We start from the raw sequence: 14,243 nt of genomic DNA, 5'->3' as shown, positions 1-14,243 counted from the left end.
CACAGTAATCATCGTTGCAATAGTCAGTTATGGTGCGGATAAAGTGCAATTCTTTGTATAACCGCCCTTACTATAGTTGTCGCACTATCCATCTTAAAAGTTGCGATTCATGTCCTACTCACCGTCCCTATCGTTGCATAATAAACTACAGTTGCGAATGAATTTGAAAAAAACATAAGAAAACGAAGGTAACAAAAAACAGGTCAATCATGGTAGCATCTGACCATACGTACTAACGAAATGACGAAATCTTTATATGGGTATTACATGGGTTATATGTGTTATTGGTTGAAAGATGAGTACATTCGGCACTGGCCCCCTCTGCCTCGGAATAAAGCAAAACGGTTATCCATTATGGATAACCGTCAATATCTTATGAGTCTGTGCTGACTAGATTCTACCTAATGCTCTATCAGCTTCTATTTGAAGTTGTATCGTTTTAGTTCCCATGTATTTCTGTGCAGTCCCTAGAATCGATCTGTCATTTCCGAGTATTTCCAACACCGTAATTGAAAAAATGTTTTTTAAGTGAGCATCTTCGTCATTAGATACTTCTTCAAAATATTTAAAAATACTTTCTAACAAATTGATGTTCCTTTCCTCACTTAATAGTTTAATTATTTCAGGCATGAAGATGTCCTCAATTAAGACAGTTTCTAGCACCTCACCGTAATCCGCGATTGATTTTCTATACGCATCATCAGCTGACGGTAAGAAATCTAACATTATTTTCAAGAATTCTTCCGATTTTTTATTCATAACCACCAACTCCTCTATTTAAACAGTCTTATTGCATCCTCTAAATCATCTCTTAAAGCATCAAGTATATCTAAGTCATTTAGACCAAGTTTCCCGGATTTCGCTAGATCATTTAACTGCTTTACCCGGTCCTGTGCTTTTTGTAGATGCGTTGAAGAACCCTCGTAAAACTCCTTTGTTAGTATAGAAGCAGTTCCGCCATCTCCAATTCATTGTGCCAAAGTGAAGTCGATCAGCTCCTGAAGGTCGAATGCTTCCGCAGTCGCTCACTTAATGCGTAGTATGTTGCAAGATTTAGGCAAGGAGTTCAATGCTGGATGATGTGACTGTTAATATGAAAGAAGCAGCAGGGCAACTCCCGGAGTCTTAGGGAAAGCGGCAGCATCTAGAAAAAACCGCTCCCCTGAAGCGAGCAGAAAAAGATTAAACGAGTCTGGAATAACAAAAGGGAACCCGACAGCTCCCCTTTTGTTGATAGGTTGTGGCATAAATATGATTGTTTGCCCCAGACAATGGACGATTAAAGCAATAAACCGATATTGGACAAACGGGAGCGACTGTCCAAGAAAAAAACCAGCTTTTCATAGCTGGTTTCTTTGTTTAGAAATTGTCATTGTATAATTCTTGCTGCTGTTCCTCTGCAATGGTCTGTAAGTCATATGCGTTAATTCGAAATAACTGATAATCGCCCATATCCGTTTTTTTTGCGGCGAGCTTACTTAGAAATTTCGGCGAGCCTTCGTTTTCTTCATCGTAAACTAACAAGATACCGTCTGAATTGGATAGCAAGAATTTGTCTTTCTCTCCAAGCTGCCAAACACCCTGGTAAGGTGTTTGATAGACACTATTGATATAGTCGGCTTGCATCACAATATTTCGGTAGTAATCCTGGGTTTCTTCTTTCCACTTTTCCTCTTGATTCAAAAACGGAGTAATTACCGCCAGTTTTAGGTGTGGATACTCCTTGTTGGCTAACCCCGGATTTTTTTCATTGAAAATGCCAAGCTCGTGAGCCTTGTATCCTGAAACAAATAAACGTTTTAACATGTTGCCACCTCTAGTTTAAAAGAAGCTAGCAGAAATTAGATTTCTTTTCACTCGCTGTCTCTTCATTCGTGTTCTGTCTCATATTTTTCTTATATTATCACAAATTTGAATGACTCAGGATAAATCGGATGATTCGTTTCCTTCGACCATTTCGTGACACAACCAAACTTTCCAATAATGTTACGTTGTAAGCTGAAACCGTCACTGCCCTCAGATAAAGAGGCTCATATTTGGTGTGAGCTTCTAATATTTTGGCCTATCAAGAAGGCTGCCTGAAAGTAGATAATTCTACAAATAGGGCAGCCCTAGGTATCATTTATTTCCTTCTGTTTAATTGTTCGATTGAATTCCAGCCAACAGGAGGGAGTCGCCCTTTTGAAAACCAGATGCATCCATTCCTAACCCAATTATCTCTCCAATTTTTGTAAACTAACTCTTTGCCAGGTACATCATCGTCATCATAACCATAGTGAAATCCACAACACGGGCATATTTCGTCTGAAGGTATTCCCTTTCCATTGTATGGAGGCTCCAAAAGTTCATTATAATTACAAACAAAGCACCGGTTCATATTAAACATCAGCTCCCTAATTGCCTACTCAATTTCATTCTACCTATTCGTTGACCTTACCTGTCAGGGCATTGATATCGTTACCAACGATGGTATAGGCAAGAACCGGTTTGGCCAACCTTTCTCCATTAATGAATGGGTAGATGTATAACAGTTTAGTGGGTTTCGCCAGTAAGGCTTTGGCTGCTGCATCTATGGAGACAGCCTTCCTCTTATCCGGGAGCTTGGCAGGATTTTGGTCGAGTTTTTGATGGTACTCGGTGATTTTCCCTGTGACTCCTTTCACACTAACATCAATGCTTCGTCCGTATACCAGCGGAAGTCCCTCAACAGATGGCACAAACTCTACTACATACTTATGTGGATTCTCCCTATCAGGATTCACCCTGTAGTAGAACTCCTTTTCTTCCTGTTTGAGATAGGTTTGCATGAACTGAACAGCTTTCTCAAGAACCTGCTCTTCGGACAATGTTGCCTTCCCTTTTTGGGGTTTGGCGTTCGAATAGCTTATAAAACCGATCACAACGCCATCCTTCGTAAACAAAACCTCATTTTCATCAGGGGAAACATAGACTCTTTCCTTCTCGTTTCTGACGCCGTTGAAGGTACTTCCGTTCAAGCTGATACCAAACTCGCTTTCGTAAATCCGCGTTGCCTCCTGCTCATTCCTCACCTTTACTGCTTTTCCACCAGGCGTGAGGGAGATTGGTTTCCACCTCCAGGTTATGTATTGCCGATCACGGATCAACTCAGCACCTGTTACTGCGTCCAAATAATGGGAGTCTACAGTGGAGTAGACGAGATCGGTCTTATTTTCATCAAGAATGTACATGAGTTGCAGTTGAGGTGGGATAAAACGACTGAGTTGATCTTTCTTCATCACCTGGGCTGGAGGGAGGAAGTCAGCGGGATTGACGTTTGTCAGCGTGTTTTCTCCTTCCGAAACGCTGGTTACCTGTCCCGCACTGTTTACTGCCAGCTGAAACTCATCACCAACTACCTCAATGCCATTTACATAGCGGCTATAGATGACATCGCCTACAGGAAGCCGCGTTACCTTGTACAAGCTGCGCATTTCACCGATCCACCCCTCCATGAAGGTATCAGCGCTCTTATAGGCCAGCTTGTCATCAGGATTTTCAAGATCCTTGTCATTCAATAAATACGTAAGCAGTTTCCCGGTTTCTGCATGGATATAGGCTCTGGCAAAGAATTCGTTATTTTTTTCATAACGGATTTCGTACACAGGCTGGTCTTTCGTTTCCAAGGTAATCTGTCTTGATGTGTCATCCAGCGCAGGGACGAGCATTTGCAGCTTTTGCTCCGTCAGTTTTGCCTTTTCGCTTAACTGATTTTCCTGAAGATGAGCTGCTGCGTGTTGGTTGCCTGCTTGATTTGCCAAGACTGTGCCCGAGGCTGGTGACAGGAGCAGTGTAGCTGTTAGTAGAACGCTGCTTGCTAGTACAGGATAACGCCTTTGAGAGGTCATACGTGTATCCTCCATCTTTTCTTGACGTTGAAGCTCACACAATAAGACGATATCTGGAAATGATTGTCACACTGCCGACTGTTTCACAAGAAAAATGACTTTATCTGTCCGAAAATATAAAAATTTTAGACTAGATAATAATGTTGTAGACTGAAATAATAAAGAGGTAGGCTGACGGCATTGCTCAACGAACGGGCAGAAGAATTGGTAGAGGGTGATTCACTTTGAAAACCATCCAAAAAATGTATGAACATTTAGATTGGGCTAACCAACGTATTTTTAAAACACTGCAAAGTATGGAAGATGAAAATCAGGAGATATGGCGTTTATTTTCCCATATCCTTCATGCTGAGAAAATATGGATATCTAGATTACGTGGAATGGACAGTTCACAACTTCCCATATGGTCGGAGGCCGATTTAGAGATCTGTGCAGAACTTGTTAAACAAAATGAAGAGAGCTTCTCAGCTTTTTTTACGAATTTGACAAATACTGACCTAGATAAAATAATATCCTACACGAATAGTAAAGGAAGAGAGTTTACGTATTCTGTACGGGATATTTTAACTCATGTAGCATTGCATGGTCAGTATCATCGAGGGCAGATTAACTCACGACTTCGAGCAGTTGGTATTGATCCAGTTAATGTTGACTTTATTACATTTGTGAGATAAATGATTCGGGGTAGTAGCTTTGTTCAACTACTGTTGAATTTAGGGAAAATAACAAAGAGAAAAAGGGCCCATATAAGGCCCTTTTTTCATGCTCTGAACTTCCGTGTTTCTTGTCTGCTATTTAGTTACCTACTACTCTTTGTTCAGCCTGTGATAGTGCGTAAACAACTGATCGCAGTCCTCACGCTTCTCGACCTTGATCATGTTCAAAACACTCTGATCCTTACCGGAAAAATAGTCGCGAAGATGCTTATCCGAAAAACCGTTCTCATGCGCATCCTCCGCAGTCGAGCAGTAATGAACGACCTTGATGCCGGACCAGATGATAGCGCCCACGCACATCGGGCAAGGCTCGCATGTCGCGTAAATTTCGCAGCCTGTCAGGTCCATCGTGCCTAGCGTCTTGCACGCTTCGCGAATGGCTACCATCTCTGCGTGCTGGGACGGGTCCATATCTGCCATCATGCGATTGCTGCATACGGCGATGATTTCGTCCCCTTTCACGACAGCTGCTCCAAAAGGTCCCCCGAGCTTGTTGTTCATGCCTTCCATTGTTTTTTCCACTGCCAGCTTCATGTAATCCATCGACTTGCATCCTCCCTCAAGAGGCCTTTATTTTACGATGTGTGTCCCTGCTTTGTTCGTAATCGCATCCTTTAAGCTCTCCGGGTTCGTAATGATCACGCTTGACCCATTTTTCTCCAAAAAGCTCAGGCTTGCCTCGATTTTTGGCAGCATGCTGCCTTTTGCGAAGTGCTCTTCACGAACGTATTGCTTCGTTTCCTCTACCGTGATGCGCTCCAGCGCCTTTTGATTCGGCTTGCCGAAGTTAATGCATACCTGCGGAACACCTGTCGTAATGATCAGTGTCTGTGCATCGATTTGCTCTGCCAGCAAGCTGGTGGCAAAATCTTTGTCGATGACAGCATCAATCCCATCGTACGTATTTTCGCCCGTTTTCACAACCGGAATACCACCGCCGCCAACAGCGACTACCACATATCCCGCTTCGATCAACGATTTGATTGCGTCTTTTTCCACGATGTCGATTGGCTTAGGGGAAGGAACCACTCTTCTGTAGCCGCGACCAGAATCCTCGATAAATACCCAGTCCGGATGCTCTTTGCGCATCTCTTCCGCCTGCTCCAGCGTGAAGAAGGAGCCGACTGGCTTCGTTGGATTTTCGAAGTTCGGATCATCCTTGCTGACTTCTACCTGTGTGATGACACTCGCAACCTTTTTGTTGATTCCTCTTTTGGCGAATTCGTTAGTGAGTGCCTGCTGGATTTGGTAGCCGATTCCGCCCTGCGTATCCGCCACGCAATTGACCAGCGGGATCGTAGGCATCCCGGACACTTCATTGGCGATTTCGCATCTTTGCAAAGCAAATCCAACCTGCGGTCCATTGCCATGAGTAACGACAACGTTGTAACCTTCTTGCACCATATCTGCTATATTTGCCGCGGTTTCACATACCGCTTCATACTGGTCTTGAATCGTGTTACGACCATTATCCTTCACTAATGAGTTGCCGCCGATAGCAACAATAACGAGTTTTTCCACTGGGCACTTCTCCCTTTGTTAAGATACTTTTGCAGCTGTTTCACTCTGCGTGATCGTGCTTGGTTTGTTCCATTTATAACTCAATGCATAGAGAACACTGGAGATAATCATCCCGCTAAGGAAAGCAGACTTGCTGATGTTTGCCAATAGTGGCACATTTGGCAAGAAAGAGCCGGATAGCGTAATCAAGAAGCTGACGATCAATACGCCGCATGCCACCATATTAAAGCCGTTTTTGTATTCACCGTTTTCACCTGGTTTTACGTAGATGCCAGATAAATCCAGCTTTCTTTTTCTTTCAATGAAGAAGCTAACCAGCATGATCCCTGTGATAGGACCGTACATGGAGCCGATAAAGCTATAGAACATATACAGTGCTGCTGTGCCATTCACCAGCTTCCAAGGTAAAATGACAGTCCCCAATACAGCTGTTAAGATAGCCGCTGATTTCACTGTAAACATTTTCGGAAGAAGCGCTGTCATTTGCAGTCCAGATGGAAGCAAATTCCCAAACACAACATAGCTCGTCGAACCTATATTCAGTGCCAGCAACAAGATAATGACGGCAACAGGATTCCCAATTTGATTAATGGCAACGACTACATTAAAGTCTGTGATGCCAAACGCGATTTGCGTTCCAACCAACAATCCTACACACGTAATTCCAAACAGGATGTAGGATGCAATCATTCCAAGCGGCAGACCAATCATCGGAGCCTTCGGGTGTTTTGCCCGTTGCGTAAGGTCTGCAATATTTACAATCGGGCCACCCCAGTTCGATACCAATGCACTTACACATGCGATAAACACAAGCCAATTTTCCATCGGTTTGGCAGGAGTATAGGCAAAAATCGGACCAAATCCGCCAGCAACACTGATCGCCCAAATCGCTGCACCCACGATGAAAATATAGATGATCGGTGAAGACCATTTACTAAACAGACTGAGAATTTTCATTCCACCTAAAAACAATCCAACCGTAATGACCCAAAGGATCACATAAGAAAGCATCGTCGGGAAATCTAATCCGAGAAAATCAAAGCCTGGAACCATATTCATATAGCCAGGGAAGATTTTCTCAAAAATGACATTGAAGGATTGTGCGCCAATAATTGTTTTTGTCCCAAAAAACACAACCCCAGCGATAAGCCCACGACATATAGCAGGAATGATCGAGCCTTTTACACCAAAGGAGCTGCGCAACAGCATCGAATAGCCAATCCCATACTTCTGTCCCGCATAGCCATTCAACACATAGCCCGCCGAGACAATTAAGGCAGCAATCATGACTGCCCACAAGACTTGCGGAACGGATAATCCAAGGACAAAGAATCCGGCTACCGTCATGTATGACATGAGATTATGCACAGCGCCCATCCACACAGTTACGTAGTTAAAGGTGCCCCAATCTCGATTTTCGGAAGTCTTTGGCAAAATATCGTCCGCGTATCCATAGGACTTGAATTCTTCATATGATTCCTTTACGTTTGCCTGTCCCATGTTCATTCACCTTCCTCATTCAACCCAGCTTTCGCAACCTTCATTTGCTGCGAAAGCTGAGTCACCTAGGATGAAAAGCTATTAGCTAATCGTTTCTGTCACTGCGAGCAATGCCTTTTCAAAAGCTTCCATTGGCGGATACGTAATACCCGCACCGATCATGCCGATACCTGCGTCTTTATGCGCAATGGCTGTGTTGATAATCGGCAGAATACCTGTTTGGATCACCTGACGAATATCGATTCCTGTTGCGACACCTTGGAAGTCCAGGAGAGGAATCGTGACGTTTGGATTTTCTGCTGTCGTAATTTCCTTCATCGTGGTGGAGAATCCGATCGCTTCTTCAACTGTTCCACCTACGAGTGCAACAATCGCTGGAGCTGCCGCCATCGCGAAGCCACCGATCCCATATGTTTCGGTGATCGCACTGTCTCCGATATCCAAACCGGAATCCTCTGGCTTGTAGCCTGCAAACATCGGACCGATTACCTTTTGTGCTGGTCCAGTAAACCATGTGTTGCCAGCCATACCGCTTACACGGATACCGAACTCAACGCCATTACGCGCCATCGTGGTGACAATTGTGCTGTTCTCGATTCCGTGCGCTGCGTCAAGTGCGCATTTGCACAGAGCCATCCATGTCGGGCCGGAGAAGTAGTCGCTGCTCGCTACGAAGTCGAATACTTCGCGCTTCTGTTCTTTTGTGAAATCTGTCTCCAAAATGTACGGAGTCAGCGCTTGAATCAACAGGCTCGTTCCTGCGTTATTGCGGTTGTGGCATTCATCACCCATGTGCAGCGCTTGCGCCAGCATGAGACGCAGATCGATTTCGCCAGCAATTTTCATCGCATCACGCAGCATTGGTCCCAATACATCGCGCATCCAGTTCAGGCGGGCGATGACACTTTCATCGTTGGCACCCATGCGCAAAATTTTAGCCATTTGCTCACTGAGGTTGGTGTAAGCGACGTTTCCGTACGTCTTGTTTTTCACCACATGCATGAACATCGAAGCGGATGTCACACCTGCCATGGAGCCTACGCAGTTGTGTTCGTGGCATGGAGAGAATGTGATTGCGCCGGAAGCAGCTACTTGCTCAGCTTCCTCGATGTCTTTTGCCAAGCCCTCGAATACGATTGCTCCAGTTACAGCACCTTTCATTGAGCCGCACATTTTGTCCCAAGTGATCGGCGGACCAGCGTGCAGAATCGTCGTTTTCGTCATGCCTGGTACCACATTGATCGCTTGGTCGAAGCCGACGAGCATCGGCTGGGAATTGATGATGCGCTCTACCGCTAGCTTGTTTGCCGCAGCAATTTTCTCTGCGACAGCAGCGTTTTCCAGTCTGTCGAGAGCGTTGATCAGCTCAGGCTTTCCGCCGCCTGGTGGCTTCCAATCCAGATGAGAAGCATTGGCATTTTGCTTGATGATATCGTCTTTGAAAAACTCGATCCCTACATTGATCGCATGAATTTTTCCGTTAAACAGCTCGTTGATTTTGCTCATGATTATTCCCCTTTCGCGACAAATTCTCTAGCCAGAAGACCTGCGTTCGTACTGCTGCTCGCAATCGTTACGCCTGCATCCATCAGCTTCTTCACTTGCTCATCGAAGTTCGGTGTATCGAGGTCGGTACCCAGCACGTAACCCAGGATTTCCAAATGTCTGCCTTCTTTGGCAGCCCGTGCTTTTGCTTCGATGATTGCTGGCAGCATCACGCCTACTGGATCTTCGTGGGAACCAAAGCCCAAGATGAAGTCCATGAGAATGACGCCGACAGAAGGATCTTTTGCTTCTTCCAAAAATCTCGCGATGCGCGTGGAAGGATCGATCATCGGGTGCGGCTTGCCATTTGTAAAGTCGTCATCACCCATATCGAGGAAAGTGTGAGCCTTGCTCTCATGGATGTTTTTCAGCTTGTAGTCCGCTTTCTTTTGAATGTTGCTGTATACGTCTTCATACTTGTCCATCGCGAGGTACATTGCTTCGTCGCACAGCGTACCGCCGCAGAACAGCCCGCGAACGTATTTTTGTTCAGGTGTCAGCTTTGCCCGCACTTCTTCAATCAGCGGCCAGTTGAGTGCGCGCTTGTTAAGCTCGTCTTCGTTGGCACCGGCCAGCACAACTGCTTTGATGGCTGCTTCCTTGCTCGTCTTGGCAAAATGTCCGCCTGCTTCCAGAACTGGCGTTTCTTCTCCACCAATGAAGTACACAACCACAGGTTTTTTGCAGCTTTTCACTTGCGCCAACACTTTTTTCTGTACACTTGGTGCTGGTGGCTTGGAAATGAGCACGATGACCTTTGTCGCATCATCCTCTTCCAATGCTTTGATTCCGTCGAGCATCATGATGCCGCCGACTTGCTCGGAGAGGTCACGACCGCCTGTACCGATCAGCTGCGTGATACCGCCGCCGAAGTCGTGAATACGTACGCTCACCTCTTGGCTACCTGTACCAGATGCACCTACGATCCCGATGTTGCCTTTTCTCACAGCGTTTCCGAAGCACAGTGCCACATTGCCGATAATCGCTGTACCGCAGTCAGGTCCCATCATCAACAGACCTTTTTCATGTGCGAATTGCTTGAGGGCGATCTCTTCCTCGATGCTCACGTTGTCGCTGAACAGCATGACATGTAGATCGTTTTCCAATGCTTTTCTCGCTTCTCTCGCTGCGAATGCACCGTTTACCGAGATGACAGCAAGGTTTGCCTCTGGAATGCTGGCTGCCGCTGAATCAATCGTGGAGTATTTGATCTCTGTTGCAGATTTGCTGCCGCCTTTTTTCTTGAACAGTTCTTCGATGGCGATGAGAGCGCTCTCGCACAGCTCGTCTGTCGCCGCCTTCACCACGATCATCAAGTCGCTCGTTTTCGCTGCTTCCAGCTCAGGTGTGAGCAAACCAACGTTTTTCAATACCTCTTTGTTCATGTCGGTGCCCATCGCGATAACCGCTTGTTCGACACCTTCAATTTGATTCGCTTTTGTAGATAGAGACATCAGGGATACCGAGTCAAAATACGTGCTTTGCTTAATTACGACTTTGGTAGACATACATAACCTCCAGCTTCTAGATTTCGTTCCAAACCACATAGGATGCCAAGCAGGATATCCGTCCCCGACGACGAGCCAATCCCGATGATTTTGTCTAAAGCAGGGACAAGCTCTTCCATGGAGCCGGACACCATGCATGAAAGTAAGTCATTTAGCGACTCTCTTACTTGTCCATGGGCTGCTTTTTTCAGCGTGATCGCACTGATTTCGTTCGTTAATGCTTGGGACGAACGGACGATTTCATCGAAAAATGGGCATGACAAACAAGAGGAAATGTTTTGCATTTTGTATACACTGCACAATCCCACTAAAAAATCGTCACCTGAGGGTGTTAACCCCGGCCCCAGTCCGATAAGACTTATCGCATGCTGAGTAGCTGACTCTATGCGGTTGTTCGCCAGATCGTCGGAAAGCATGCCTGCACGCTGGATCAGCATACGGGACATCTCTTTCTCAAACGGACTGGCAGGTTGGGAGGACATTTTCATGCCCCCCGTCTTGCCGTATACGTCCACGTAGTTTTTCGTGAACGCCACATTCCTGCGCAATACATCTACACCTTCTATGTCACAAGGATAGGAAGGAAGCTCGACTTCCCACTTTGTTGCTTGCTGAGTCCATATTCGCAAATCCGCTCCAATAACGAGCGTGCTATCTTCCGTAATGACCGGAGCGTTAACGGACAGCCCCAGCTCTGAAAAACCTTTCCCATCAATAATGAGCGTGTTCGGTGCATTGTCTAGCTGATGGTTGCCAATGGTGTACAATTCCCCGTTTTCGCTGCATGTCAGATTGATCGTTCGCTCAAAAACACTGTGTACGGTCCCGCTAAAGTTTGCTCGTGCCAAACGCTCAAGGAAACCAGCATCGCCAGACAACGCCTGGATGTACATGGGACGCTTTACTTTGCTCCAGCTTCCAGCAAGATTTTTTCAATCTCGGTGTAGCCTTTTCTTCTCGCAAGCTCAAGCGGTGTTACGCCGTATTTATCTACCATCTGCACATTGCAGCCATGCTCAATCAACAGTTTGATGATCGTTTGTTGCTTCTCGCCGCCATCATTGAGGATAATCGCTTCGATGAGTGGTGTCCAACCCACAAAGTTAGTATGGTTTACGTTGATGTCAGTCGTCGTTACGAGCTCACGTACGATGTCCACATGACCTTTTTCGCAAGCTGGTGTAATCCCTACGCCACCAAAACGAGTCAACAACTCCAGGTTTGTTCCTGCCTTGATCATCATTTTGACAAGCTCCAGCTTGCCGTTGATGCAACCGAACAAGAACGGGTTGAAGCATGTCTCATCCTGCAAATCTACATCTACACCCGCTTCTACCAAAAACGATACCGCTTCCAATTTGTCGTTCATCGCAGCAGTCAGAATCGCTGTACGCTTTTGTCTGTTTCTTGCGTTAATATCTACGCCCTGCTCCAGATGCTTTTTCAGTGCTTCGATATTCCCCTCAGCCGCTGCCTCGAGAAATGCTTGTACTACGCTTTTGTCTGTCATAGTAAGCCCTCCATGATCTCGTGATTGAACAACCCGCCAAGATTGGCTGAGCGCTTGCTCTTTTAAAAAACAATTAGACAAGCACCCCGTACTTACATCATTATTTTAGACAGGATGAATGGAATCGTCATTGTGTATGGAAACTAAAAAAATTGAGGTTCACTTGTGCACATTGCACAATTAGAGGAATCCCTTTGTGGCAAAGGAGTGAACAGGGTGCTGACCATCAAAGATTTGCTTACCATTCAATCCATAGACGGCATCAAAATCATCGCCGGAGAGCAAGGCATCAATAACGTCATCTCCATCGTCAATATCATGGAGAACCCGGATGCTTTTGACTGGCTGTCTTCCAATGAATTACTGCTCTCCACCGGATATATTTTCAAGGATAACCCCGAGCTGCAAAATACAATCATCAAGGAATTGGCGGAGATCAACTGCTCTGGGCTCTGCATCAAGATGCACCGCTATTTTGATCAAATCCCGCAAAACATGATTGATCATGCCAACAAGTATGGACTCCCGCTCTTGGCCCTGCCTTTTGAATACACGCTGTCTAAAGTGATTGCCATTATTAACGAGAAAGCCTCCGGGCGCTATGATTTGTTGAACCGCAAAACCTTGGACATGCATAACGCACTGTTTCGCATTGCGCTGGAAGGTGGCGGACTGGATCGCATTGCCTCCGAGCTGTCTGAGACGATCAACAATCCGATCCTTATTCTGGATCAGGACTGGCATCTGCTTCATTACACGGAAATCTGGCACAATCCGATTCCGCTTGACTCCTGCCTGACCTTAAGCAAAAACAGACCTGTTTTTACCCGGGACTTCACCGAGTCCGTCCCGAAAAATATTAGCCAGATCAAAAAATCGATCAAGCGTATCTACCATGCGAAAGATTATGAGGTTAAATGCAGGATTCTACCCGTTGCTGTGGCCAATCACATCTACGGATACATCGTCGTCTGGCAAACCATTTGGGAGCTTACTGAATTTGACTACATTGTGTTGGAACAGGCGTCCACCATCGTGGCGCTGGAGCGGATCAAGGCGAGGGAAATCGAGGAAGTGAAGCTGAAGATCAGACAAGACTTTTTCGATGACTTACTCACAGGTAAAATCACTTCGGCTGACTCGCTGCAAACCTTATGTGATCTGCACGGACTGCAATCGAGCTACATGTATTTTTGTATGGTTATTAATATCGAGCCGGTTGAGCTGGAAAATTTGGAGGATATAATCGATCGCAAGTATGAGCTGGATCGGATCGCAAAAAAATGCGTCGATCTCGTCTATGACCATTCGAGCAAAGCCCCTGGAGAAATCACCTGCTTTTATCGGAACAATCGAATCATCATTCTCATTGGACAAAATGAACATCGCCCTGTGGTGTCTGTAAGTGAAGCGAAGCAATTCGCCAATGAGCTGTACAGCGCTCTCGTGGATAAAATCAAGAAAACCTTGTTCTTTATTGGGGTCGGTCGTCAGTATAAAAACATCGCTTCGCTGCATAAGAGTTTTTCCGAAGCCCATGAAGCGATCCGCCTGATGCAGAAGTTCAACAGCAAGGGCGACGTCTCCCATTTCGATGATTACTCCGTCTATCATTTCCTGGATTCCAACATTAAGGACATTGAACTGGAAGACTTCTTTTTGAAGCGTCTGGGGAAGCTGTACGAGCATGATCAAGAGTTCGGAACGAGCCTCATGGTGACCTTGGACAATTACTTTCTGTACAATCAAAACGTCAGTGAAGCGGCGAAAGCGATGTTCATTCACCGCAATACGTTTATTTACCGGATCGAGAAGATCAAAGAGATTTTGAACATGGATTTGAAAAACTCGGAGGAGCTGCTTCAAATCCAGCTGGCGCTCAAGATCGGCAAGCTTTTGCACAAGGAGTAAAGCTCGATAGAGTAGGGGCTTGTCGAAGATTTCGCTTAAAATACAATAAGAGCCTCTTTTATGAGGCTCTTCAGGTTGTCGAGAAAGTATCGGCAACCTTTTTTTAGTTCGGATTACTTTTATAAATTACCGCGTTAATATAGTATAATATGATTATTAATATAGC

At 45.6% G+C, this 14,243-nt stretch carries 12 protein-coding genes; 2 read left to right on the top strand and 10 right to left on the bottom strand.

Annotated elements, in window-relative coordinates; all coding sequences use genetic code 11:
* Positions 1–390 precede the first annotated feature (390 nt).
* The 3 genes from ACFVS2_RS16065 to ACFVS2_RS16055 form a co-directional block, all read right to left on the bottom strand.
* Positions 391–759 carry a DUF7674 family protein gene (locus tag ACFVS2_RS16065; RefSeq protein ID WP_390235523.1) on the bottom strand — a complete coding sequence of 123 codons (369 nt, stop codon included), beginning with the start codon at positions 757–759 and terminating at the stop codon, positions 391–393.
* A 600-nt stretch (positions 760–1,359) separates the two neighbouring features.
* Positions 1,360–1,806, bottom strand: a complete 447-nt coding sequence (locus ACFVS2_RS16060) for an SLOG family protein (RefSeq protein ID WP_390235521.1) — start codon at positions 1,804–1,806, stop codon at positions 1,360–1,362.
* A gap of 614 nt (positions 1,807–2,420) precedes the next feature.
* Positions 2,421–3,866, bottom strand: coding sequence for a YcdB/YcdC domain-containing protein (locus tag ACFVS2_RS16055; RefSeq protein ID WP_390235518.1), 1,446 nt, complete (start codon positions 3,864–3,866; stop codon positions 2,421–2,423).
* A 224-nt stretch (positions 3,867–4,090) separates the two neighbouring features.
* Between ACFVS2_RS16055 and ACFVS2_RS16050 the strand changes: the two genes are divergently transcribed.
* Entirely contained in the window at positions 4,091–4,540 is a 450-nt protein-coding gene (locus tag ACFVS2_RS16050) for a DinB family protein (RefSeq protein WP_390235516.1), read from the top strand.
* 132 nt (positions 4,541–4,672) lie between these two features.
* Here the strand turns inward: ACFVS2_RS16050 and ACFVS2_RS16045 are convergent, their stop codons facing one another.
* The 7 genes from ACFVS2_RS16045 to ACFVS2_RS16015 form a co-directional block, all read right to left on the bottom strand.
* On the bottom strand, positions 4,673–5,125 hold the full coding sequence (locus ACFVS2_RS16045; protein WP_390235514.1) for a nucleoside deaminase: 453 nt from the start codon (positions 5,123–5,125) through the stop codon (positions 4,673–4,675).
* 27 nt (positions 5,126–5,152) lie between these two features.
* Positions 5,153–6,103 (bottom strand): carbamate kinase, encoded by a 951-nt coding sequence (gene arcC, locus ACFVS2_RS16040; RefSeq protein WP_106655556.1) that lies wholly within the window; start codon positions 6,101–6,103, stop codon positions 5,153–5,155.
* Positions 6,104–6,121: 18 nt separating this feature from the next.
* Positions 6,122–7,603 carry a cytosine permease gene (locus ACFVS2_RS16035; protein ID WP_390236212.1) on the bottom strand — a complete coding sequence of 494 codons (1,482 nt, stop codon included), beginning with the start codon at positions 7,601–7,603 and terminating at the stop codon, positions 6,122–6,124.
* A gap of 81 nt (positions 7,604–7,684) precedes the next feature.
* A complete protein-coding gene (locus tag ACFVS2_RS16030) occupies positions 7,685–9,109 on the bottom strand; it encodes a YlbE family protein (protein WP_007726589.1) in 1,425 nt (474 codons plus the stop codon).
* A 2-nt stretch (positions 9,110–9,111) separates the two neighbouring features.
* On the bottom strand, positions 9,112–10,656 hold the full coding sequence (gene fdrA / locus ACFVS2_RS16025; protein ID WP_390235510.1) for an acyl-CoA synthetase FdrA: 1,545 nt from the start codon (positions 10,654–10,656) through the stop codon (positions 9,112–9,114).
* A complete protein-coding gene (locus tag ACFVS2_RS16020; protein WP_390235508.1) occupies positions 10,638–11,549 on the bottom strand; it encodes an oxamate carbamoyltransferase subunit AllH family protein in 912 nt (303 codons plus the stop codon). Before ACFVS2_RS16020 ends, fdrA begins: the two co-directional genes overlap by 19 nt.
* 8 nt (positions 11,550–11,557) lie before the next feature.
* Complete coding sequence (locus ACFVS2_RS16015; protein WP_390235506.1) at positions 11,558–12,166, bottom strand: ankyrin repeat domain-containing protein; 609 nt, start codon at positions 12,164–12,166, stop codon at positions 11,558–11,560.
* Positions 12,167–12,382: 216 nt separating this feature from the next.
* On the opposite strand from ACFVS2_RS16015, the gene ACFVS2_RS16010 reads away from it, so the two are divergent.
* Entirely contained in the window at positions 12,383–14,077 is a 1,695-nt protein-coding gene (locus tag ACFVS2_RS16010; RefSeq protein WP_390235503.1) for a PucR family transcriptional regulator, read from the top strand.
* Positions 14,078–14,243 lie beyond the last annotated feature (166 nt).

Source organism: Brevibacillus sp. NPDC058079 (assembly GCF_042885155.1).
Taxonomy (GTDB): Bacteria; Bacillota; Bacilli; order Brevibacillales; family Brevibacillaceae; genus Brevibacillus.
Note: the sequence above shows the minus strand (reverse complement) of the source record. Positions and strands in the feature narration are given on the sequence as shown.

Excerpts from the sequence above, each read along its gene's own strand:
- ACFVS2_RS16060 (WP_390235521.1), bottom strand. The coding sequence starts at position 1,806 with ATGTTAAAACGTTTATTTGTTTCAGGATACAAGGCTCACGAGCTTGGC.
- ACFVS2_RS16045 (WP_390235514.1), bottom strand. The coding sequence starts at position 5,125 with ATGGATTACATGAAGCTGGCAGTGGAAAAAACAATGGAAGGCATGAAC.
- ACFVS2_RS16065 (WP_390235523.1), bottom strand. The coding sequence starts at position 759 with ATGAATAAAAAATCGGAAGAATTCTTGAAAATAATGTTAGATTTCTTA.
- ACFVS2_RS16055 (WP_390235518.1), bottom strand. The coding sequence starts at position 3,866 with ATGACCTCTCAAAGGCGTTATCCTGTACTAGCAAGCAGCGTTCTACTA.
- ACFVS2_RS16035 (WP_390236212.1), bottom strand. The coding sequence starts at position 7,603 with ATGGGACAGGCAAACGTAAAGGAATCATATGAAGAATTCAAGTCCTAT.
- ACFVS2_RS16015 (WP_390235506.1), bottom strand. The coding sequence starts at position 12,166 with ATGACAGACAAAAGCGTAGTACAAGCATTTCTCGAGGCAGCGGCTGAG.
- fdrA (WP_390235510.1), bottom strand. The coding sequence starts at position 10,656 with ATGTCTACCAAAGTCGTAATTAAGCAAAGCACGTATTTTGACTCGGTA.
- ACFVS2_RS16020 (WP_390235508.1), bottom strand. The coding sequence starts at position 11,549 with ATGTACATCCAGGCGTTGTCTGGCGATGCTGGTTTCCTTGAGCGTTTG.
- ACFVS2_RS16030 (WP_007726589.1), bottom strand. The coding sequence starts at position 9,109 with ATGAGCAAAATCAACGAGCTGTTTAACGGAAAAATTCATGCGATCAAT.